The following is a 23321-nucleotide window of genomic DNA, read 5'->3' as shown; positions in this document are numbered from 1 at the left end:
AGAGACGATCCGTCACGGATTCTGACCCTGCTTTCTGGGAAGCTTAAGGGTTACGGTGGTGCCTTTTCCATACGCGCTATCAATGGAAAGGGTGCCCCCATGAAGGGTCATGATCTTTCGGGAGATGGCAAGCCCCAGGCCTTCTCCTACGGATTTTTTATCCGCTTTATAAAAGGATCGGGTGAGGTGTTTTAAATGCTCTGCTTTAACTCCGATCCCTGTATCCCGTATGACCAGGCGGACACAGTGGTCTTCCATGGTCTGGGTGATAACGATGTCGCTGTTTTTTTGTGAAAATTTAATGGCATTATCCAGTACATTTAATACCACCTGCTTTAATTTATTCCAGTCGGCTTCTATGACAGTTGGAATGGTTTCCGTAATCAGATGTATATTCTTTTTTTCTGCTTTTTTTAAAAGTTCAAAAGTCACTTTTTCTATCAGCTCATCAAAGGGAACTAAAGAGAGAGATAAAACCATCCGGTCAGACTGGTATCTTGAAAAATCAAGCAGGCTTTCCACCAGGCTGATCAGCCGCTCGGTTTCTTCGTCTATGATCTTCAGACCGAACTTCATTTCGTCCTCCGTAAGGTCTTCAGGGTCTCTCATGGTTTCCGCCCAGCCTTTGATTCCAGTGAGCGGAGTCCGTAGTTCATGGGATATGGAAGAGATGAAGTCATTTTTCATATGGTCTGCTTTTGTGATCTCATCAGCCATATAATTAAGCATATCTACCAGTTCTCCTGCTTCATAGGGGTAGGATTTTTCGATTTTTTCTTTATAATTTCCCTCTGCCATTCGTTTCGTCAGCATGATAATGTTTTTTAAGGGGTTTACAATGGAATTGCCCAGGCGAAAACTGACCAGGAATACAAGAAATGCAACCAGCAGGCATACACCCAATCCCCAGGACAAAAGCTTATAGATTCTGGCATCGGTATCGGTCAGGGACACATCGTATTTTAAAATTCCTGCAGTCTGGCCTTCATATAGAAGAGGAGTATAGACAGCCATGATTTTTTCGCCGCCATTTTCTGGTTTTTCTATGTGATAAATTGTATGGAAACGAAGGACCTCAGGATCAATGGAATCGGTTTTTTCCGCCAGATATCCGGTGGAGGACTGGATCAGCTGTCCGTTTCTTGTCAGCAGGGAGAGGTTTGCGTCATCCATACGATAGGCTTTGATGATGGCATCGCTTGCGTCTGCCAGGTGCAAGCTGGTAAAGTCTCCCTGCTGTATCCAAACAGGTAAAACTGCTTCTGCATGATTTTTTACGGTATCGGAGATTTCCTGATAAAAGTACCGTTTCATCCCAATGCCAAAAGAGACCATAACAAGAGTCAGGGTTAGAACGATCAAAAACATAAAATAAAGAACAACCTTCCGCTTCATGTTTTACTCCTTCCATAAATATCCGTAACCCCATTCCGTACATAAGTATTTAGGGGAAGAAGGATCCGGTTCTATTTTTCGGCGGATCCGCCGGATGTTTACATCCACCACCTTTGGATCGCCGGAATAATGGGTTCCCCAGACTTCATCAAGGATCTGATCTCTGGTAAATCCCTGGTTTTTGTTGTTCATAAAAAATTGAAGCAGGCAGCTTTCCGTAGGAGTGATCCTGATCTCAAGACCGGAACAGGATAATTTGTTACGGATGCCGTCAAGGGCAAAGGGGCCTGATCGGAGGACTGTGGGAGAAGTACTTACCATCTTATAATCCAGGCGGCGCAGCAGGGATAAGATTCTGGCTTCCAGTTCCTTCATATGAAACGGTTTTGTCAGGTAATCATCAGCACCCAGGATAAGGCCCTTGACCTTATCCTCATCCTGAGACCGGGCGGTCAGCATGATGATACCTGCCGCCGGATCCATGTTTCTTATTTCATCACAAACGGTAAATCCGTCTATACCGGGAAGCATAAGATCCAGGATTACCACATCGATCTTCTGGCTCTTAAAAAGCATAAGTGCTTCTTCTCCGGTTTCTGCTTCCAGGACATGATATTCTTTTTTCTTTAAGTTCAGGCAGACAAAACTGCGGATTGACAGTTCGTCTTCCACCACCAAAATTGTTTTCATGTGCGTATTACCTCAGTTTATTTCTTCTTCCATCAGATGGAAGGCACTTGCCGGGATTTTCGTCTCTTCCTTCCATTCCGAGTAAAAGGCCATATCTTTTGTGGTTCCAAGAAGAGTGCCGTTAGCAGGAACGGCATCCTTTTGCGCCCATTTCACCTCGAATAAAACCTTGTCTCCTACGGTAGAAATCAGGTGGATTCCGTTGTCCAGCCGTTTGATTGTTACGTTCTCATGAAGCTCTGTCGGTATGGTAATATAAAAGTGGCGGCCGCTGTCAGAATAACGTTCCTCTACTGTCTGAAAGGAGCCATCGGAATGATAATCCTTATAAGTATAAAGGAAAGGAATATCTGCCATAGCAGCGTCTTCATAACCTTTTGGGCTGTACATTCCTCCAACCTCTACGATCCCATCTCCATTTATATCTCTGCTGTAGAGCGGATAGGGCTTCATAAGAATGCTGTCAGAAGGATCGCCTACCTTTTTTAGATTACCGTTTTCATAAACAATGATCTCTGTCAGCATGGAATGTGCGCCTATTCCGCTGTCTGCAAACAAAGCTTTCTTTCCATCGGCCAAGGTTCCAAAGGCAACATGCTCTAACGTTCCTTCCGGATCCAGATCGATCTCAGAGATGGATCTTAAACTTCCATCTGCATAGGAATAGAGCCCGGCGGTCTGCATTTCGCTCTCTTTTTTCGATATTATCATAAGGTCAGGCATCTGGTCATCATTAAAATCAGAGATTTGAAGTGTATCGTAAGATATATCCGCTTTCTTTTCCAGAGTGCCGTTTTGCAGTTCGTAAATATAAAGCTGGTTATCATGGCTGGAAACGGACAATCCACCTCCTACGGTGACTTCCTGCGTTCCATTGCCATCTAAGTCTACTAGATCAAATGTATCGATGTCAGTAAATCCGGTTTCCATGTCCGCTTTTTTCTGCCATGCTCCGTTTTCTTTTACCAGAAACATCATATGGGCCTGACGGTTGTCTTTTGGGTCCCTGTATAAGAGAAAGGCTTCCTGGTTCCCATCCTTGTTTAGGTCTTCCATGTAAATGCTCTGTTTTTTCTCCGCTTTTTTGGGCGTCAGAAGTTCTGCGCCAGCAGGAAGAAATTCTCCTAATGCTGCTACATCATCAATTGGCTTTGTCGGGGTGCTGTCCTGTTTGGGCACTTTCTGACAACCGGCTAACAGGACTGTGCCAGCCATCAGGATTGATATCATTGCAGTTTGTTTTTTATTCATTTTTGTGCTCCTTTTTCTTTCGGTTACGTATTCCTGGCTGATATCCTTGTTAGGGTTAGCAGAGGGAGATTATAGCTGTAATGAATGCTACTGTATTATAACTGACTTTTTCCATGATTGGGTTACAAAAAAGTTACAGCGTTGTGCGAGAAGAGATTACCACTAATGAAAGGGGAGAAACATCATCTGATTCAAGCCAGATCCTCTGCCAGATTTGCGTGTTTTCCTTCTTTCAGTGATTTCTAGACGATAATAGAGCCCCGGCTGGCTTTATATAAGTCTTCGCTGTCATCAAAACCAAGGTCCGTACTATATGTGACGACAAACCATAGTATGCCCGCGCACACAATCCCAGTAAATGAAGTGATTATTACCGGTACGATGATCATCAGAATATTGGTAATAACAAGTCGTTTTTTTTATTGTTATATTTTTATTAAGTATTGCTTTTATTTTCATATAAAACTCCACCTTGTAAACAATATTATAAAGTATAACATAATTTTTTTGGTTAGACTTATACCCTTTATAAACAATTTGAAACATAATTTCGCTATTTTTTATATTTCATAAAAAATAGCGAAATAGCTTTTATCGCTTAGGAGAGTGTTGGCATTATATGGGGCATTTGGCGCGCTGTGGATACTGCACAGTTGTTTGAAAAACCAGGATAGAATTACTAAAAAAGTGGGAGAAATGATATTTTATTTGGGGTATTTGTTGTAAAAAACACAGCACAAGGATGACCTTTACATTAAAATTGCTATCCTATATTATAAGATTAACTAGTGGTTATTAAAAGAATGGAGTTTAGCTATGTTTCAAATCGGAAAGCGTGAAATCGAACTTCTTTATTTGGTAAATTCATCGAAAGATGGGTTTATTTACAGAGAGTTAATAGAGAGATTTGGATATACGGAACGTTCTTTTAAATATGCTGTCGACTTAATCAATAGTTTTCTGAAAGAAAACTCCCAACAGGCCTGTTTCGTACTTGGTAACAAAAGATGTTATCTAAAAAATGCCCCTCTTTCCATGAAGTTTACTATGGATCATATCACAAAAGAACTGTATTACCTTTCGATGGAAGACCGCAGTGAAACCATCTTTTTCCGGTATCTGGCTGACTTACACTATACAATTGATGAAATTACAGACTATCTGGATGTGAGTAAGTCTACGGTAAAGAAATCCCTTGCAGTTGTTAAGGAAAAATGCGGGGAATATGGTCTGGAACTTGTAAACCATAAGAGAATGGGAATTGAGTTAAATGGAAATGAAACGGTGATCCGTTCAGCACTCATGGATGTACTTTATAAATACTGCGGTCTTTCAAACCAGGACAGTAAACACAGGAAGCTTGCACTTCGCAACTGCAATCCTTATTTAAGAGAATGGATCGCAGCGGTTTTTAACCAGTTTCAAGCAGAACAGAAAGCGGAGGTTTTATTATCCTCCATATGGGAATATCTGCCGGCTATTCAGAATGATGAAATCTATATACTGGCTGTTCTGAATCTGATTCTGGTATTTTACAGAACTGGAAGCGGGTATTACGTTTCAGCAGATGCAAAAGAATACGTTGGATTGGAAGGGAGAAAGCTGGCAGAAGTCATCAGCAGTTCTTGTGAGAAACATTTAAAGATCAAACTGCCCTGTGAAGAATTTTTTAAATTTGTCATTGTATTAAACAAAGGTTATTCCATAGAAAGCAATGAAAAAGACCAGTATCTGCTGATTGGAAGTATGATCTGGATCCATCGCCTGGTTTCTGATTTGCTGCTGAAATACACCAACCAGTCCTTGCAATCATTGACGAATGAATACAGCTTAAACGAAGCACTGGACATGCTCTACAACCATTTCTACGCAGCGGTTGAGAGAGTAAGGCGAAACATTTATATTCAGAATCCAATTCTTCAGGACATAAAAGAAGAATACGGGGAGGCGTTTCATGATGTTGAGAGCAGCTTAGAAGGGCTCGAAAATTATCTGGAAAAGAAATTTTCACAGGATGATATCGGATATTTCACTTTGCTGATTGAAAATATCATTTCCCAGGTCCGCAAACAGAAGAAAAGAGTCCGCAGGATTGTTCTTATCTGTGGTTTGGGCTATGGAACCGCTCAAATGGTGAAGAATAAAATTATGCAGAAGTTTGATGTGTTGATCGAAGATGTGATTCCTTATTACAGGCTGGATACTTATGCGGATAATAAGAATATCGATTTATTCGTATCAACAGTCCCTGTAAAAATAAATACAATCAGCAATGTGGTGGAGGTGAATCCGCTGCTTACAGAGCAGGATGCAGAAGCTTTGATAAAAGCAGGGATGGTCCGAACAAGCAATGATTTATCCACTCTGATGCAGCTGATAGAGCAGAATGCTGTGATAACCAATCGTCCCCGTTTAGAAAAAAAATTGAAGGAATTACATGGAATCAGAGATTTGGAACATTCTAAATATGAGATATTATTGAAGTATCTGCCTGAATGCAGGATCCTTGTCAATCAGACCTATAAAAACTGGCAGGAAGCCATTTGTGCGGCAGGCGGTCTTCTGGTAGAGACGGATTGTGTCTTGCAGTCCTATGTGGAAGATATGATCAATAATATTAAGGAGTTCGGCTCTTATATCACCATTGGCAACGGAATTGCCCTGCCTCACGCCAGAAATAAGAATAATGTGAAAAAGACCGCATTCAGCCTGATTACATTAAAAGAGCCGGTAGTATTTGAAAATGGGAAAAAGATTGATACGGTTATCAGCTTCTGCAATGTTGCAGGCAATGATTATACAACAGCATTGACGGCTCTCATGGAATTAAGTGAGAACCAGTCTTTCCTGGATTATAAAAAAGAGGTGGAAACGCCAAACCAGCTATTGGATTATATAAAAAAAATAAAGTAGGTGAATGGTATGAGTATTATCAATGAAACATGTATTGCTTTAAGGCTTGATGCCTCTGACGCACAGGAAGGGATTGCAAAAGCCGGAAAAGTGCTCCTTCATGAGGGGTATATCAGGCAGGAGTATATTGATGCAATGCTGAAAAACTTCGAAAAGAACGGCCCTTATTTTGCCATTGCACCCGGTTTTGCAATGCCTCATGCAAGGCCGGAGGATGGGGTCATTCAATCCGGAATATCCTTAATTACCCTTGAAAAACCGGTTTCTTTTGGAAGCAGCAATGATCCGGTGAAGCTGATTATGGCACTTGCAACCAGCAGCGATAATGAACATCTTGAGTTTATGACGAAAATAGCCGGACTTTTAGGAAAGGAACATGTGATAGACAGGTTGTATCAGTGCGTGACAGCTGATGAGGTCATGTCAATCATAAACAATAATTAAGCAAAGGAGACGAAAATGATGAAAGTGTTAGCAGTTTGTGGATTAGGTATGGGATCCTCCCTTATCCTTCGGATGAATATTGAGGATGTGTTTAAGGCAGAGGGAGTGAAAGCGGAGGTGGAACACAGTGATGCTTCTGCAGCAAGCGGCGAAGCGTGTGATTTCATTGTTACAACAAAAGAAATTGCACAGTCCCTTCAAAACCCGAGGGGAAAAGTAATTATTCTTGATAATTTTATCGACAAAGAAGAAATTAAAAGAGTGTTAAAGGAGAACCATGTTTTCTAATTACAAACGGAGGAGGTTTAGTTATGGCAGTAGTAAATTGGATTGCAACTAATATTTTTGGGAATGCCGGCTTTTTATTAGGAATTATCGTTATGTTGGGGTTGATTCTCCAAAAGAAGTCATCCAGCCAGACGGTTCAGGGAACGATTAAAGCGATCATCGGTTTCCAGATTATCGGAATTGGTTCTGGAATTGTGGTTTCCTCTTTGAATGTTTTCCAGCCTATGTGGGCTGAGGTTTTTGGACTGGAAGCCCAGAGTCTTGGCAAATATATGGGACAGAATGACTTTGTTCAAAGATTCGGTACCGTTGTTACCCTTTCTATGACATTCGGATTTCTGATCAATGTGCTCCTGGCACGTATCACAAAATTTAAGTATATCTATTTAACCGGTCATATGATGTTCTGGACTTCTCTTATTTTTGCAGGAATCATTTTTGATCAGAATATCAATGCAAATACATTTGCAGTAACAGCATTTTTATCAATTGTACTGGGCATTTATTGGACATTACAGCCTGCATTGACACAGCCTTTCTTAAGAAAGATCACGGGAAATAACAGTGTGGCGCTGGGACATACATCAGCTTCTGTTGCATTTTTAGGTGCAGTGGCAGGCAAATTTGTAGGGAATAAGGACAAGAGTACAGAAGATCTGGTTATCTCCGAAAAATGGGGATTTTTAAGGGATTCCAATATTGTTACCGGAATTACTATGGCAGTTTTGTTCATCATTGGTACCATTCTTCTTATGATTAAAAATACAGAGGGTGCCAGAGAAATTCTTGCATCCTCAGGAGATACAAGCTTTATCATATACTCCATATTAACCAGTTTACAATTTGCAGGCGGTATTGCAGTGGTGCTTTTCGGAGTCCGCATGTTTATTGGTGAAATGGTACCTGCTTTTAAAGGAATTGCTACGATCATTGTTCCAGGTGCGATACCTGCCCTTGATGCACCCATTGTTTATCCCTATGCGCCCAATGCGGTTATTATCGGATTCCTGGGAGCATTTGTAGCAAGCTTAATCTGGCTTGTAGTTTTAGGTAATACCGTTGGCTATGTGTTTGTTCCCACTATGATTGCTATTTTCTTCCATGCAGGAACAGCAGGAGTTTTTGGCAATAAAACAGGAGGAATCAGAGGTGCGCTGTTTGCAGGTGTGATCACGGCAACTGTCATTGCAATTGGTCAGTATGTCATGGTTACATTCCTGGCTCCATCGACTGTTCCTGATGTGGTAATGTGGGCTGCTGATTCCGATATGTTTATCATTGGACCGATTATCCGGTTCATTGCCGGCTTCTTATTCTAAAAAAATATGATTTTTACTTGTATAGCCGGGGTTTTTCATAAAACTTTCGGCTATGCTTTCCCGTAGAATTCATGGACAGACAGGAGGAATTATCATGAGTTTTGTAAGAACGATTTTCGGTGATATTTCACCGGAGGAAATGGGTATTACTTATTCCCATGAACATTTGTTGTGCGTACCGCCTTATTGGAAGGAGAGAAATGCAGATGACCTGCTTCTTGATGATCCTGAAAAGACAAAAGGGGATATGCTGGATTTTAAAAATTTAGGCGGCCGTACCATTGTGGACGCTACAGCCATTGACTATGGAAGAAATGTTTCCGGAGTTGCAGAACTGGCAAAAGAGCTGGATATTCAAATCATTGCAACAGCAGGGTTTAACAAGTCCTTTTTATGGGATGCAAAGCTGCCGGAGTATTTAATTCCCATTGTAGGAAATTATCATACTTACCAGGAGTGGATGGAACAGGCAACCGTTGACCAGCTAACGGATCACGTAATCCGTGAAGTTGAAGTAGGGCTGGAAGGAACACCTTACAAAGCAGGGCAGGTAAAAACCGGTACAGGCTATAACAGCATTAATCCCTTAGAGGTCAAGACCATTGTTGCTATCGCAGCAGCCCATCATGAGACAAAGGCCCCTGTTCATCTTCATACAGAGGCAGGAACCATGGCGCTGGAGCAGATTGAGATTCTGGAGAGGGAAAAGGTGGACATCAGCCGCGTTTCCTTTGGACATATGGACCGAAACTTAGATTTATATTATTATGAGAAAATCTTATCCCACGGAGGATTTTTAAGCTTTGACGGACTTGGTAAAATAAAATATGCACCGGAATCTGCAAGGATTCACGTAATTTTGGAGCTGTGTAAAAGAGGATATGAAGATCACCTTTTAATCAGCCATGATCTTGCCAGAAAATCCTATTACAGGAATTACAGCTACGGAATCGGTTTGAAATTTATATTAGACAAGTGGATTCCCAGATTCATAGAGGAAGCATATGCAGCAGGTTTAGACGGAAGGACTCTGGCAGATAAATTCCTGATAGACAACCCCAAACGATGCTTTTCCTTTCGATAGGAGGGGAGAAAATGAGCAATAAAATGAATGAACTGGATGGGATATCGATCAGAGACTTAATTCCAACCCATGATATCGCGCTGCTCCCCTTGGGAGCCGTGGAAGTCCATGGCCCCCACCTGCCCATAGGTACTGATTCCTTTCTTGCTGAAAAGCTGTGTGAAAAGCTTTCTGAGCGTGTCCCTTCCCTGATTCTTCCTGTGATTCATTACACCCAGGTCTGGAGTCTGGGAGAAATGAAAGGATCAGTCAGTATCAGCAATGAGCTGCTAACACAGCTGCTCTGTGAAATCCTGTTGGAAACAGAGCGTAACGGATTCCGTATGGCTGTTATGATCAATACCCATCTGGGAAATAACGGTGCCATAAAAGAAGCAGCCAGAAAAGTACTGAAAGAAAGACCGGACTTTAAGATCCTGTATTTTACCTATCCCGGTGCAGGAGAAATTCTGGGAGAAGTAATGGGAGGAAGTAATTTTCACGGTGGATTTTTCCATGCAGATGAAATTGAAACTTCTTATATGCTGTATTTGTGTAAGGAACATGTGGACATGTCTAAAGCTGTCAATGAAGCCCCGCCGGTACCTGAACTCATAGACGTAACGCCCATCCGGTGGAGTGAATTTACTGAGACCGCGGTTATGGGGAATGCAAAAGATGCGACAGAAGAGAAAGGCCGTAAAGTCATCGAATATGTATTGGACCGAATGGTTTCTCTTATCGAAAAAGCAAAGGAGAGGTAATTCATGAACGGCATTAAGGCTTATTTTAAAAATATTGAACGGATTCTGGATTCTGTACAGGAAAGCCAGGGGGAGGCCATGGAGGCTGCCGCAAAGTGCCTTGCGGATGCAATCGGGCAAAAGCGTTCCATCTATGTGTTTGGCTGCTCCCATGGAGCTATTTTATCAGAGGAAATGTTTTACCGTGCCGGTGGCCTGGCAGTGATCAATCCTCTGTTTAATCCATCTCTTATGCTCAATGTCCGCCCGGTTACTCTGACAAGCAGATTTGAAAGGCTGGAAGGCCAGTCAAAGGCCCTTCTTGAAGAGTCCAGTGCAAAAGATGGGGATGTGATTCTCATTCATTCTGTTTCCGGAAGGAATGCGGGAATTGTGGAAATGGCTCTGGAAGCCAAAGCCATGAATATGACCGTGATCGGAATTACCAATCTGGCATATTCTGAGAAGAATACTTCCCGCCACAGCAGCGGAAAAAGACTTTTCGAGCTGTGTGACATCTGCATAGACAATGGAGGAGAGTTTGGGGACGGCTGTGTTGAAATCAAAGGAATCCACGAAAAGGCAGGAGCCACATCCACGGTAATCGGAGCATCCATTGTCAATGGCATTTCCGTCAGGGCTGCTGAAATTCTGGCTGAAAGAGGAATTCAGCCGCCTGTCCTTCATAGTGCAAATGCGGATGGGGGAGATGAGATCAACAAGAAGATTTTTGAAGAATACAAAGACTGTATCCATTATTTATAAAGGGAGTAATTTAAGATAGAGTGAACTGCTGCGGGTTGATTTGTTTATGCCTGCAGCAGTTTTTATTGGGAAAATAGAAAGAAAAACGATTATTTGACGTTTGTTAAAAAAACATGATATAATATGATAAGCTGACAGAAACTATATCTGATGCATATTATAGAGCGGCGAGGAAGACGGAAATGAATCAGAACCGGGGTATTAACCAGGACGTGACACAGGAGATGAATCGGTCTCTCCTTTTGAAAAGTTTAAGAAGAGAAGGCGTATGCTCCAGAGCACATCTTGCGGCACTTACGGGGCTTAAACAGGCGACTGTGACCAATATCATGAAGGATTTTCTAAACTGGGGAATCGTAAAGGAGGTTGGTTTCTTAAATGGCAGCAAAGGGCGCCGGTCCATTGGAGTCTCCATTAATCCTGACGGCTACCGGGTCATCGGCGTGCGGCTTGCGAGAAAGCATTACAGTGTGGGACTATTTGATCTGACAGGCAAACAGATTGTGAAGGAGCGGGTGGATTTTGAGCCGGAAAAGCAGCCCGGTGCAGAAGAAATCTTAAATCAGATTGCGGGGCGGATGCGCCTGTTGATTCAGCAGTATGGAAAGGACTCTGTGCTGGCTGCGGGGCTTGCAGTGCCAGGTCCATTTATAGCGAAAAAGAGCCGTATTGCGTTGATAACGGGTGCGGATATATGGAAAGATATTGAGTTGAAGGCGTTTTTTGACCGGGAGATGGATATCCCGGTGTTCCTGGAACACAACGCCAATGCCGGAGCCTATGCCCATATGTGGGATTTGAAGGAGGCCTATCATGATGACATTCTTGTTTACATTGCCGCCGGTCAGGGGATTGGCGCAGGAATTGTGATGAATGGCAGAATCTACGAAGGAGCGCTGGGGACGGCAGGTGAGATCGGACATATGACGATAGACAGAAACGGGAGACCATGTGCCTGCGGAAACAGGGGCTGCCTGGAACGCTATGCCTCCTCACTGGAACTTGTAAAAGCAGTGTATGGGGAGCGTGCCGGTATGGAAGGCTGTAATTTTGAGGATTTGGAGCAGCGAATAAGAAACGGTGATACAACCGATACAGAGCATTACCGCAGGGCATGCGAGAGCCTTGGCATCGGGATCATAAACATTATCAATGTGATCAACCCGGACCGGATTATTATCGGTGATGATATGGCACGTCCGAATCCGGAATTAATGGAACAGACTGTGCGGGAGACGGTGCAAAAGGGAATCCTGCCGGATGTCTGGGACGAGCTTACGCTTTCCATCAGTGCCTACCAGGGGGACCCCATCCTGACCGGTGCGGCGATCGTGGCGATTGACAGGGTTTTTGACAGTCCGGGACAGTTTATATAGAACTGAATATTGAATTATGCTGAAGCAGCATTAAGGTCATGGAACGTTTAATGACTTTTGTGCTGTTTTTTTGTTTGCTGATTCAGAAAGAAAAGATAGGAAAACACAAATAACCTATTGACATTTTTTTAAAAAATGTTATTGTTTAATAGAATATATTAATTAAATGAATTAATACATAAAATGAAAATAATATTAAGACCAATGAAAGGGGAAAGAAAATGAAATTTTTTGTTGACACAGCGAAGGTAGAGGATATCAAAAAGGCAAATGATATGGGGATTATCTGCGGGGTAACGACGAACCCGTCACTGATTGCAAAGGAAGGCAGAGACTTTGTGGAAGTTATCAAGGAGATCACTTCAATTGTAGACGGACCAATCAGCGGAGAAGTGAAAGCTACAACGACAGATGCCAAAGGTATGATCGAAGAAGGACGTGAAATTGCGGCAATCCATCCGAACATGGTTGTTAAAATACCAATGACTGTCGAAGGCTTAAAAGCGGTGAAGGTTTTGACTGCAGAGGGAATCAAAACCAATGTGACTCTGATATTCAGTGCGAACCAGGCACTTTTAGCAGCACGCGCGGGTGCTACTTATGTATCCCCATTTCTGGGGCGTCTCGATGATATCTCTCAGCCAGGAATGGACTTAATCAGGATGATTGCTGATATATTCCGTATCTCAGGGATTGAAACGGAGATTATTGCCGCCAGTGTGAGGAATCCGATTCATGTGATTGACTGTGCACTTGCAGGGGCGGATATCGCCACGGTTCCATACGGTGTATTGGAGCAGATGACAAAACATCCGCTGACTGATCAGGGAATTGAAAAATTCCAGGCGGATTATCGTGCTGTCTTTGGAGAGTAAACTGGGAGGAGAGAGAAGATGGGGAATTATCTGGAGTTAGAAAAAACGGCAAATGAAATCCGCAAAGGGATTGTGACGGCAGTACATAGCGCAAAATCCGGTCATCCCGGCGGCTCGCTGTCAGCAGCAGATCTATTCACCTGGCTCTATTTTAAGGAGATGAATATTGACCCGGAACATCCGGCAAAAGAAGACCGGGACCGGTTTGTGCTGTCCAAAGGCCATGTGGCGCCGGGATATTATTCAACCTTGGCGAACCGGGGATTTTTTCCGGTGGAGGATTTGAAGACCCTGCGCCATACCGGCTCCTATTTACAGGGGCATCCGGACAGAAAGCATATTCCGGGTGTGGATATGTCCAGCGGCTCTTTGGGACAGGGAATCTCGGCGGCGGTGGGGATGGCGCTTTCTGCAAAGCTCAGCAAAGAACCATTCCGCGTGTATACGCTTCTTGGCGACGGGGAGATAGAAGAGGGCCAGGTCTGGGAGGCTGCAATGTTTGCTGGTCATAGAAAACTGGATAATCTGGTGGTTATTATCGATAATAATGGGCTTCAGATTGATGGTCCCATTAATGAAGTCTGCTCTCCCTATCCGATTGACAAAAAGTTTGAGGCATTTAATTTCCATGTCATCAATATTGACGGGCATGATTTTGCACAGATAGAACGCGCGTTTGAGGAAGCAAAGCAGACGAAAGGGATGCCGACAGCCATTGTTGCGAAAACCATAAAAGGCAAGGGTGTTTCTTTCATGGAAGGCTCTGTGGCATGGCATGGTACGGCGCCCGATGACGCTCAGTATGAAATTGCCATGGCAGATTTGGAGAAAGCAGGTGAAGCGCTATGCCGGTGATAAAGGAAATGACTGCAAAGAAGATCGCCACCAGGGAAAGCTATGGCAACGCCCTGGTGGAACTGGGACAGATAAATGACAAAATTATCGTATTGGATGCAGACCTTGCAGCTGCGACAAAGACCGGAGTCTTTAAAAAGGCATTTCCGGAGCGCCATGTGGACTGCGGGATTGCAGAGTGCAATATGATGGGAATTGCCGCAGGTCTGGCCGCCACGGGCAAGATACCGTTTACAAGCACCTTTGCCATGTTTGCGGCAGGCAGGGCGTTTGAGCAGGTCAGGAATTCCATCGGTTATCCCCACCTGAATGTGAAAATTGGAGCTACCCATGCAGGTATCTCTGTCGGTGAGGATGGGGCCACCCATCAGTGCAATGAGGATATTGCCTTGATGAGGACGATTCCGGGGATGGTTGTGCTCTGCCCGTCGGATGACATTGAGACGAAAGCAGCGGTAAGGGCAGCGGTGGAATATGAAGGACCGGTTTATATGCGGTTTGGACGTCTGGCGGTTCCTGTAATCAACGATACGCCGGATTATACGTTTGAACTGGGAAAAGGCGTTGTGCTGCGTGAGGGAACGGATGTGACCCTGATTGCCACCGGGCTTGAAGTGTCGGAAACGCTTGCTGCAGCAAAAAGGCTGGAATCCGATGGGATTTCAGCGAGAGTCATCAATATCCATACCATCAAGCCATTGGATGAGGAGCTTGTCTGCAGGGCAGCGAAGGAGACCGGGAAGATTGTCACGGTTGAAGAGCATTCAGTTGTTGGCGGACTGGGAAGCGCTGTCTGTGATGCTGTATGCAAAGAATACCCGGTGCCGGTGAAGAAAATAGGAATCCAGGATGTGTTCGGTGAGTCTGGACCGGCAAAGGAATTATTGCAGAAATATCAGTTGGATGAGATGGGAATATACCGTCAGGTGCTGGAGTTTGTCAAAGGAATTTAAAAATAAAAGCGGAAGAGAAACCGGATGGGTTTTCTTCCGCTTTTAAAATTCACTTGCCCGTATTTTTGAGATACGACTCATAGAGGGATATCATCGCTTCATTTGGTACAAAGGCAGAACCAAATCCGTCCATGTCAGAACGCAATCCGCTTAGCGCATTTTCCCTATTCTCGATTGTCCTCTGCAGTTTCTGCATTTCTTGGGGGAAGATCAAGGTATCTCCATAACGTATGATTGAGAGCAAATCGTTTGCTTCGCCATCCATACAGAAAAAGTTTTCACCAAAATCGTTAACTAAATCCGTTTCGGCACAGTCTGTATTATATTCTATGCCAACCTCACCGCCGACGAATAAATTATGATGAATCTGATTGCGGGCACTGCGCTGTACAACAATCTGCACGGGATTATCCACAAAGGTATTATTGCGGAAAATGCAGTCCTCAGTCCGACCAAGATCGGCATCATAACCGCCAAATGCCAGCCCGCAATATCCCTGACAGTTTGCTATGATGTTATCGTGTACCTCTACACCCGACACGTGAAACAATGGATTGTCCTTGGGGCTATGTTCCGTTGCAACTTCAATGCCAATGTCGCAGCTGAAGATGAAGTTATTGTAAATTTCGATGTTCTGGCCTCCATCCACATAGATGCCACCGGCACAGAGGCTATAACCCGTACCTTCCCGATAGGCGTTATTTCCAAAAGTGCTGATTGCATAAACCACATTACCGTAGCACTTGCCGTTACGGGCAAAATCCACATCATAGGGATTGCCTTTATAGTCATCTCTGTGCCTGGCAGTACCCTCAAATCCGATCATGTCAATGCCGATATTATTGTTATTGTGAATCTGATTGTTGCGGATTGTGAAACCGTCTATGTTACCGTTGAAAACAGTGGACTCGCTGGAATCGCAGCGGCAGTCAAAAACCTCGCAGTTTTCCATTGTAATGTTTTTGACCGGCGCCTTGTAGTTGGCGGCATAAACACAGATTCCGTGGGTGCCGTTTATGTCATGCACTACGCAATTTTGAATCATGATATTTTCAAGTGTTTTTTCACCCTGATCCGGTGTACTTTCATAATAGATCCCATGGGTACCCCCAACAACCTCCAGACCGGAAATTACGAGATTGTCAACGTTTATCAAATGAATGCCAATATCATTCGTGCTCTGAATGACAGGTTTCTCTCCTTCGGCTGCGCGGATGGTTACCGGAGCCTTCTCTGTCCCCGAGCACTGGGCATTCACCTCAAACGGTTGATACGTACCTGCGTGGATGGAAATTGTCATACCGGGCTTTACTGCTGCAAGCGCGTCCGGAATGGTGGTAAAAGGGTGTATATCACTGCCGTCGGCGGTTTTATCATCGCCATCGGTTGAAACGTGCAGCACACTATCTGCAGGAACAATGCCTGGCGATGCATAGGGTTTACCTTCCGCGGGATCACATCCAATTAGACATATACCGCAGAGAACCGAAAGTGCTATATTCTTTACATATTTCATAGATATTATCTTACTCCTTCAAATGATCGCGTGCCTGAGTGTTGGTAAAATAATCCAAAGCCATAGGAAGATAGAAATTATCTTCCTATGGCTTTTTAATTAGCAGAATCCCATGATAATGCAGTATTCCCATAGGGCGTTCAGGTAGAGTTGCGGAGAATCAGGCTGGTAGGAAGAATTACTTTCCTGGGTAGAAGCTGATACCCGTTAATCCTCGCCAAGAGCAGATCGACTGCAACCATGCCGATTTCCTTTGTAGGAATTTCAATTGTGGTCAGAGGAGGATTGGAATATTTGGATATTTCGATATTGGACAACCCGATAACTGCTACTTTGTCCGGTACGGATATTCCCATATTATACAGGCTGCTTAAGGCGGCCATGGCCATTAAATCACTGGCTACAAAAAAAGCAGTGGGAGAATCTTTTTTCTGATAGAGCTGGCTGACCTTCTCCATGCAGAGGTTCTCATCCCAGGCACAATCAATAATCCAGTCAGAATTTACCGGCAGGCCGGCAGCATGCAGAGAGGCGTAATAGCCCCGGTACCTCTGGCTGGATTTTATATTGCCGCTCATGCCGCTGCCGCCGATAAAGCCTATCTTTTTATGCCCCTTGTCAATTAAGTGCTGCACTGCCACACTGGCTACCCTGTAATGGTCATAACCTACATTGTCGATATCCTCCCACCAGGTATCGATTCCGACGATGTTTGGAACCTGATTTCGTATGAACTGGTAGATTTCACTGTTGAGTGATTCCATCAGAATCAGACCAGAGACAGGATTGCCAAAGGCGCTGTATAAGGCCTTTTTATCCTCCAGCTCGGCACCGGTCTTAATAAAGGTAAGTTCATATCCGTTGTTTTGAAGCTGTTCCTCTACACCGGACAGGATGGACATAAAATATGGGTCGTTATATTTGTTTTTTGTTACGCTTAGGACACAGCCTATTTTTACAAGCGCATTGCCTGGATGGGCTTTATTGTCACCTGAGGAAGGGTTTGCGGGGGATTTCACTGTATAGTTCAATTCTGTAACAGCCTTCCATACCCGGGACCGGGTTTCGTCGGTCATTTTGTATTGGGTATCGTTATTTAATACCCGCGATACAGTAGCTATTGACACCTTTGCCAGATTGGCTACATCTCTGATTGTGCTCAAATTAGTTTGCCCCCTTAATCACAGCTTGTGGATTTTTTGTTTAGTGTGTTTACGTAAAACGTGCATATTACATACAGTTAAATTATAATGATATTTTACTGATTTTGTCAATACTTAATTTTCTTACCACCGAGCGGTATTTCTGGAAAAATCACCCCGATTAGAGGATTTTTATTATAGAATACCGGAATATTTCCGTATGAACTTATGAAATGAAAGGTTTAAGTAAAACAAACCTTTTAATGATAAGCAAAGTTATTTGTAAAATTTTTTACAATAATTTTTATAATAATTTTAAAAATAGTATTTACACAGGGCAGGGCAAATGTTATAATCCAGCTATAAGGTTTAGTAAACAAACGTAACAAAAAGTAACAAAAATGAAGGCAATAATAAAAAGAACCTGACTAGTTTTAACAGAAATATCTATGCAGAGCAGCAAAACAGAAGGGGAGTGTTGGGATGAAAAGTGTCCATTGCCATAAGTGTGCAAAGGAATTAAGCAATAACGAGATTGCTCTTAACCTTAAGCTGTTAGGAAAGCATATCGGGACGTTGCACTGTTATCAATGTTTATCGGAGTACCTCTGCTGTGATACTGTCAGACTGCAGGAGCTGGCAGAACAGTATAAAAGCAGCGGCTGCCTCTTATTTCAAACAAATTATACAGCCTAAGGAGATAAGCCTATGAGTGATACCTATGTAATATATCCTAAAATAATTGACGCACTCCTTGAAAATCCGGGGATTGGCTTTATTGCAGCTCCGGGTTTGATGGAACCGGCAGGGCCAATACATGATAACCGGGGCAATCCGGTGGATAAATACAAATTTACCGATAGCAGCAGAACCTGGAATCATCCCGACAGCAGGATTACCTACTGTGGAGTCCGGTGGAGAGATTTGGAGGTTGAAAAGGGCAGATACCGGTGGGATATCCTTGAGAAAAAGCTGGAGGAGGCAAAAGCATCAGGCTGTACGGCAATTGTACGCTGCTCTCCCTATGCATTGGCTAAAGAGGACGATATCCCGGATTGGTTTCGCAGGGAATGCCAGGAGGAACCGGAATTTCCCTTTTGGAGAGTTGATCCCCTGCATTCTCCCTATGTTACATACTGGTCTAAGTTTATTGCGGAATTTGCAGAACATTTTGACGGCCATCCGGTAATAAGCTCAGTGGATATGGCACTGGTAGGGGCCTGGGGCGAAGGCGGAGGTACCGAGTTTCTTGAAGAGGAGAGCATCAGGCAGATGGTAGGTGCTTATATCGACAATTTTAAAATAACCCCGCTGCAGGCTCTTCTGCATGATCCAAAGTCGGTAAAGATTATTCGGGAAAGAAGGGAAAATATAGGCTTTCGGGTGGATTGCCTGGGAGATATGGGAGGTTTCCATCAGGAAGAATGGTCCCATATGCTGGATTTTTATCCGGAAAATATTTTCAACTTTGAAATGGAGGATGCATGGAAAAAGGCACCGGTGGTATTTGAAGCCTGCTGGCACATGAATGACTGGTACCTCCAGGGCTGGGATATCGATTATATTATAGAGGAATCCTTAAAGTGGCATATCTCCTCCTTTAACAGCAAGGGCACTACCGTCCCTGAGGAATGGAAGGAGAGTGTTAAAAGGTGGCTCAATAAAATGGGATACCGCTTTGAATTAAGAAAGCTCACGTATAATCCGGTGGTAAAAAAAGGAGAAGGCTTCCGAATCAGAGGATTGTGGGCCAATACCGGTGTTGCTCCTATTTATCACAGGTATCCTCTGGTAGTCCGCCTGAAAAATGAGAAGGAAGTCATCAGCCTTACCAGTAAAACGGATATCAGAAACTGGCTGCCGGATATGGATATCCTTTGGGAAGAAGAGTTCGCCCTGGAAGGAAAGGCCGGTGAGTATTCTCTGGAAATAGGAATCGAAACCGGGATACCGGAACTTGGAAATATAAAGCTGGCAATTGAAGGCTTAAAAGACGGTTACTATTGTTTCGGTAAAATAATCGTAGAATAGAGGGAAGAGCATGGGACGTTTATCGTATGGATTCAAAGAATGTGTGGATTACTGCGGCTTTGACAATCTGCCTGAGGGGCTGGAGCAATTCTATGCCGGTTACCCAGGGGAAGATGACAGCCATTTTATAGAAAGGAGATTTTTAAAGGAAGTGTTTGAGAAATTCAACCTTCCGGAGAAGAAGCAACAGCTGTTGATAAAAGCGGCAGAAGCAGTGGAAGGGGACCCAAGACTGTTTCATTTCTCTAAATTCCTGGTATGGGATATGTGCTCTGCCAGAAACCGCTGTGACGTGGATAACTATAAAAATATGACTCCTGTGTGCATGGCAGAGTACGGAGAGCTTTATTCTTTCCTTCTTCTGCTGGCCTGTGTGGTTCCTTCCATAAAGCTTTTAAAGGAACGGGGCGTTCCGGAGCATTATTATCGGGATATTCCTTTCCAGCCCATAAAATCCCAATTAGAGAAACTGGTTCGGGATGATGTAAGCGTAAGTGATTTTCCCTGGGATATGAACTTTTATACCTGTTCCATCTTTCTTATGGACCGGTTCCTGTTTATTCCTTGCCGCTTTGGCGATACATTTACCATGTACCGGAATAATGTTTCCGGGAAGGTAACGGCCCTAAAGCATGGCGGAGAGGAATTCCGCAGAGACGGGCAGTTAAATGGAATAAACGGAGTTTATGATAAGGCAGGAGCCTTTACCTCCCTCTGGCAGGAGACGGAGGAGGAGATTACCGCAAATCCCATCAATCCCATGGGCTTTGTGGAGAGGGATCCCGTAACACTGTTAAAGAAAGAATGGGACGAAGCCTTAAGCCAGGGGGATATGCTTCTGGCGCTCCATGTGCCTTCCGGACCGGGATATAACCCTGAGAGACTTAAGAATTCCATGGTGCTGGCGCTGGAGTTTTACAAGACTTATTTTCCGGAACTGCCGGTCAAAGGCTTTTGGAGTGAAAGCTGGCTGTATGATTCAAGACTGTCGCTGGTGCTTGATCATGATACCAGCAATATTATAAAGGTCCAGCGTCAATTTTATCTATATCCGATCCAGGAGGGAGATGCCATGCTTCGGTATGAGGTATTTGGTGATTGGAAAGCCGATGAAACAAAGGTGGAGCTTAAGAGCTCCCTGCAAAAAGCGGCTGCTGCTTATATGGCAACAGGAGCGCGTTTTAATAACCTGAGTATGGTGGTTCTAAAGGAAGAAGCGGATCAAACGGATCAAATGCCTTATATCACACAGGAAGACATTGCACGCTTTTTACAGATTGCTGACAGCCATTTAAAATAAGGAGGAGTTGCCCATGGGTAAATATGCACTGGAACATTACAGTCCCTATGAGACTTATAAAATACGGCCGATGCCCCTTTCTAAGGCAACAGTTAATCCTGGCAGAGGGCAGTACCAGATAGTAGAACTCACCTGGGAGGAGCTGGAACCTCATCGGGGTAAATATGACCTAAACCGGTTAAAAGAAGCTCTTGCAGAGGTACATAATCCGGTCCTTACCATAAAGCAGGTACTTCCTTCCTGGTTAAAGAAGGACTCAGAGGAAGGTTTTATACACTTAATCAGGAGAGTTGCAAGCGCCCTGAATAATAAAAAGCTTATTGGTGTTGCGGTTTCCACGGAAGATAGCAGCCAGGGAATCTGGAATGCTTATCTGGAAGCCTTTGAGGGCCTCCCATTACTGGTTAGCCTTGAGCAGGAGGCCTTGCTGAGGTATCTAAAGGATCATGAATACCCTTTTGGCCTTATTGTAAATTGCTGCGAAGATAACTGGATCAGCTGCTGTGAAAAATTTGCCGGGTACCGGCTTCAAAATACCTGGCAGCAGATGCCGGTACTGCTTCAAATAGAAGAGGAGAGCCCTGGAGAGAATGTCCGCCGGGAAAGCTTGCGCTGGCATGCCGGTCTCTCAAACCGTCTCATGGATATGGGTTATGACTTTACCATAAGAAGATTGACCTATCCAAAGAAGATCGCATCAAAGGGAGCTCTCCCCCTCCGATTTTGGTTTGTAAATAGGGGCAGTGCGCCCTGTTACCTTGATTACAGCTTAAGGCTTCGTCTGGAAATGGAAGGGGAGCAGCAGGAATTTGTCTTAAACATTGACAAAGGTGCCTGGAAGGTTGGGGATATTACCCACAATGAGATTCTTTCCTTACCGATACTGTCCCTTGGTGAATACGGTTTGTCAGTTGGGATTTTCTTTGCTGATGAAAGCCCCATGGAGCTGGATATCCAGTTGGAGGAAAAGGACGGTTATTACAGGCTGGGAACGGTGGAGGTGTGTAAAGACACGGCAGTGGATTTGGCACATGCATGGGATGATTTCTATCCCGATGGATATTATCCGCTGGAGGACCCGCAGCTTCCCGATTGATTGGATGGACGACAGAAAATGATAGCAGGAGGAAAGAAAATTGAAAATAGCATTAGTTGGTGCAGGACAGCGGGGAATGATTTATTCCAAGCACGCCTATGAAACAAAAAAGGCAGATATTGTTGCGGTGGTGGAGCCGGAGGATGAAAGAAGGGCAGCCGCGGCGGAAAAATTCGGTATTCCGTCTGAAATGCAGTTTGAAAATATAGAGGATTTTTACCGAAAGGGCAGGATTGCCGATGCCGTTATCATTGCATCCATGGACCAGGACCATTACCAACAGGTTCTGGCAGCTCTGGAGCTGGGATATGATATTCTTCTTGAAAAGCCCATATCTCCCAATCCAAAGGAATGTCTTATGATTCAGGATAAGGCAAATCAGAAGGGCTGCAAGGTTATTGTGTGCCATGTGCTCAGATATACGAATTTTTTTGCGGCAATTAAAGAGATCATCGACAGCGGCGAGTTGGGGAAGGTAATTACCATCCAGCATAATGAGAATGTTGGAAATTACCACATTGCCCATTCCTTTGTCAGAGGAAATTGGAGAAGAAGTGATTTATCCAGCCCCCTGGTGATGCAAAAATCCTGCCATGACATGGATATCCTTGCCTGGCTGGTGGGCAGTGAGGTGAAAAAAATAGTTTCCTTTGGTAGTTTAAAATACTTTAAAGAAGAAAGTGCACCAAAGGGCAGCTCCGATCGCTGCCTGACCTGTAAGGCTGCCGGAGACTGCCGCTTTGATGCCCGCAAGGCTTACTTACCGATCGTGGGAAGCTGGCCGGCTGCGGTACTTACCCAGGACCAGACGGAAGAAGGGATAAACAAAGCTTTGGCTGAAGGCCCCTATGGACGTTGTGTATACCGCTGCGACAACGACGTATGCGACAACCAGGTGGTATTAATCGAATTTAAGAATGATGTAACGGTCAGCTTTAATTTAAGCGGTTTTACGAATAAAATTAGCCGGACAATCAAGGTTATGTGCGAAAATGGGGAAATCAGAGGAGATGACAGTCTGAACCAGATTGAGGTTACAAAATTTGCCTCCAATGCAACTGATGCTTTTGAGCAGAGAATCCTCCATACTGGTCAGCCCCAGGGAGGCCATGGAGGAGGAGATGTGGCCCTGATGGATGATTTTATCAGTCAGATGGAAGCACACAGCAATAACAGCAGATCCTCTATAACCCAATCAGTAGAAAGCCATGTGATGGCTTATGCGGCGGAGCAGTCCAGAATTACCGGCGAAATAATTGATGTGGATGCATTAAAAAGCCGGCTGCGAAACTCTTAAAAAACGGAA

Annotated in this window: 20 protein-coding genes; 15 read left to right on the top strand and 5 right to left on the bottom strand. The window is 44.0% G+C overall.

Features of this window, described 5'->3' with window-relative positions:
- Positions 1-12: 12 nt before the first annotated feature.
- The 3 genes from AC27IJ_RS07945 to AC27IJ_RS07935 are packed head-to-tail and all read right to left on the bottom strand — an operon-like array spanning position 13 to position 3336.
- The gene (locus AC27IJ_RS07945) at positions 13-1395 is read right to left on the bottom strand and encodes a sensor histidine kinase (RefSeq protein ID WP_312501343.1); all 1383 of its coding nucleotides are present in this window, start codon (positions 1393-1395) and stop codon (positions 13-15) included.
- A gap of 3 nt (positions 1396-1398) precedes the next feature.
- Positions 1399-2085, bottom strand: a complete 687-nt coding sequence (locus AC27IJ_RS07940) for a response regulator transcription factor (protein WP_312442982.1) — start codon at positions 2083-2085, stop codon at positions 1399-1401.
- Positions 2086-2097: 12 nt separating this feature from the next.
- Entirely contained in the window at positions 2098-3336 is a 1239-nt protein-coding gene (locus AC27IJ_RS07935) for a hypothetical protein (protein ID WP_312501342.1), read from the bottom strand.
- Between the two features lie 816 nt (positions 3337-4152).
- Between AC27IJ_RS07935 and AC27IJ_RS07930 the strand changes: the two genes are divergently transcribed.
- The 11 genes from AC27IJ_RS07930 to AC27IJ_RS07880 all read left to right on the top strand — a co-directional run bounded on the left by AC27IJ_RS07930 (position 4153) and on the right by AC27IJ_RS07880 (position 14930).
- Positions 4153-6249, top strand: a complete 2097-nt coding sequence (locus tag AC27IJ_RS07930) for a BglG family transcription antiterminator (protein WP_312442984.1) — start codon at positions 4153-4155, stop codon at positions 6247-6249.
- Positions 6250-6258: 9 nt separating this feature from the next.
- Positions 6259-6693 (top strand): PTS sugar transporter subunit IIA, encoded by a 435-nt coding sequence (locus AC27IJ_RS07925; RefSeq protein WP_312501341.1) that lies wholly within the window; start codon positions 6259-6261, stop codon positions 6691-6693.
- 15 nt (positions 6694-6708) lie between these two features.
- Positions 6709-6981 (top strand): PTS sugar transporter subunit IIB, encoded by a 273-nt coding sequence (locus AC27IJ_RS07920; protein WP_310579568.1) that lies wholly within the window; start codon positions 6709-6711, stop codon positions 6979-6981.
- 23 nt (positions 6982-7004) lie between these two features.
- Entirely contained in the window at positions 7005-8300 is a 1296-nt protein-coding gene (ulaA, locus tag AC27IJ_RS07915; RefSeq protein ID WP_312501340.1) for a PTS ascorbate transporter subunit IIC, read from the top strand.
- Positions 8301-8394: 94 nt separating this feature from the next.
- Positions 8395-9384, top strand: coding sequence for a phosphotriesterase family protein (locus AC27IJ_RS07910; RefSeq protein ID WP_312501338.1), 990 nt, complete (start codon positions 8395-8397; stop codon positions 9382-9384).
- A gap of 11 nt (positions 9385-9395) precedes the next feature.
- The gene (locus AC27IJ_RS07905; protein WP_312442988.1) at positions 9396-10127 is read left to right on the top strand and encodes a creatininase family protein; all 732 of its coding nucleotides are present in this window, start codon (positions 9396-9398) and stop codon (positions 10125-10127) included.
- Positions 10128-10130: 3 nt separating this feature from the next.
- A complete protein-coding gene (locus AC27IJ_RS07900; RefSeq protein WP_313256820.1) occupies positions 10131-10871 on the top strand; it encodes a sugar isomerase domain-containing protein in 741 nt (246 codons plus the stop codon).
- Between the two features lie 182 nt (positions 10872-11053).
- On the top strand, positions 11054-12247 hold the full coding sequence (locus tag AC27IJ_RS07895) for an ROK family protein (protein ID WP_313256818.1): 1194 nt from the start codon (positions 11054-11056) through the stop codon (positions 12245-12247).
- Between the two features lie 221 nt (positions 12248-12468).
- Positions 12469-13122 carry a fructose-6-phosphate aldolase gene (gene fsa / locus AC27IJ_RS07890; protein WP_310579572.1) on the top strand — a complete coding sequence of 218 codons (654 nt, stop codon included), beginning with the start codon at positions 12469-12471 and terminating at the stop codon, positions 13120-13122.
- Between the two features lie 18 nt (positions 13123-13140).
- Positions 13141-13977, top strand: a complete 837-nt coding sequence (locus AC27IJ_RS07885; protein ID WP_312442993.1) for a transketolase — start codon at positions 13141-13143, stop codon at positions 13975-13977.
- Positions 13968-14930 (top strand): transketolase family protein, encoded by a 963-nt coding sequence (locus AC27IJ_RS07880; RefSeq protein ID WP_312442994.1) that lies wholly within the window; start codon positions 13968-13970, stop codon positions 14928-14930. The genes AC27IJ_RS07885 and AC27IJ_RS07880 overlap by 10 nt, the downstream gene beginning before the upstream one ends.
- Positions 14931-14979: 49 nt before the next feature.
- On the opposite strand, the gene AC27IJ_RS07875 is transcribed toward AC27IJ_RS07880, so the two are convergent.
- Positions 14980-16446 carry a NosD domain-containing protein gene (locus tag AC27IJ_RS07875; RefSeq protein WP_487148277.1) on the bottom strand — a complete coding sequence of 489 codons (1467 nt, stop codon included), beginning with the start codon at positions 16444-16446 and terminating at the stop codon, positions 14980-14982.
- Positions 16447-16586: 140 nt separating this feature from the next.
- Positions 16587-17609 (bottom strand): LacI family DNA-binding transcriptional regulator, encoded by a 1023-nt coding sequence (locus AC27IJ_RS07870; protein ID WP_313256815.1) that lies wholly within the window; start codon positions 17607-17609, stop codon positions 16587-16589.
- A gap of 687 nt (positions 17610-18296) precedes the next feature.
- Between AC27IJ_RS07870 and AC27IJ_RS07865 the strand changes: the two genes are divergently transcribed.
- From AC27IJ_RS07865 to AC27IJ_RS07850, 4 genes are read left to right on the top strand one after another with little or no spacing between them, the layout of a single operon-like run.
- Entirely contained in the window at positions 18297-19619 is a 1323-nt protein-coding gene (locus AC27IJ_RS07865) for a DUF4832 domain-containing protein (protein WP_313256813.1), read from the top strand.
- Positions 19620-19629: 10 nt separating this feature from the next.
- Entirely contained in the window at positions 19630-20919 is a 1290-nt protein-coding gene (locus AC27IJ_RS07860) for an acyltransferase domain-containing protein (RefSeq protein ID WP_487148274.1), read from the top strand.
- A 13-nt stretch (positions 20920-20932) separates the two neighbouring features.
- Entirely contained in the window at positions 20933-22015 is a 1083-nt protein-coding gene (locus AC27IJ_RS07855; protein ID WP_312443001.1) for a hypothetical protein, read from the top strand.
- A gap of 40 nt (positions 22016-22055) precedes the next feature.
- Positions 22056-23312 (top strand): Gfo/Idh/MocA family protein, encoded by a 1257-nt coding sequence (locus AC27IJ_RS07850; protein ID WP_487148272.1) that lies wholly within the window; start codon positions 22056-22058, stop codon positions 23310-23312.
- Positions 23313-23321: the final 9 nt, after the last annotated feature.

This window comes from Lacrimispora sp. YZC11, from assembly GCF_057543815.1.
Note: the sequence above shows the minus strand (reverse complement) of the source record. Positions and strands in the feature narration are given on the sequence as shown.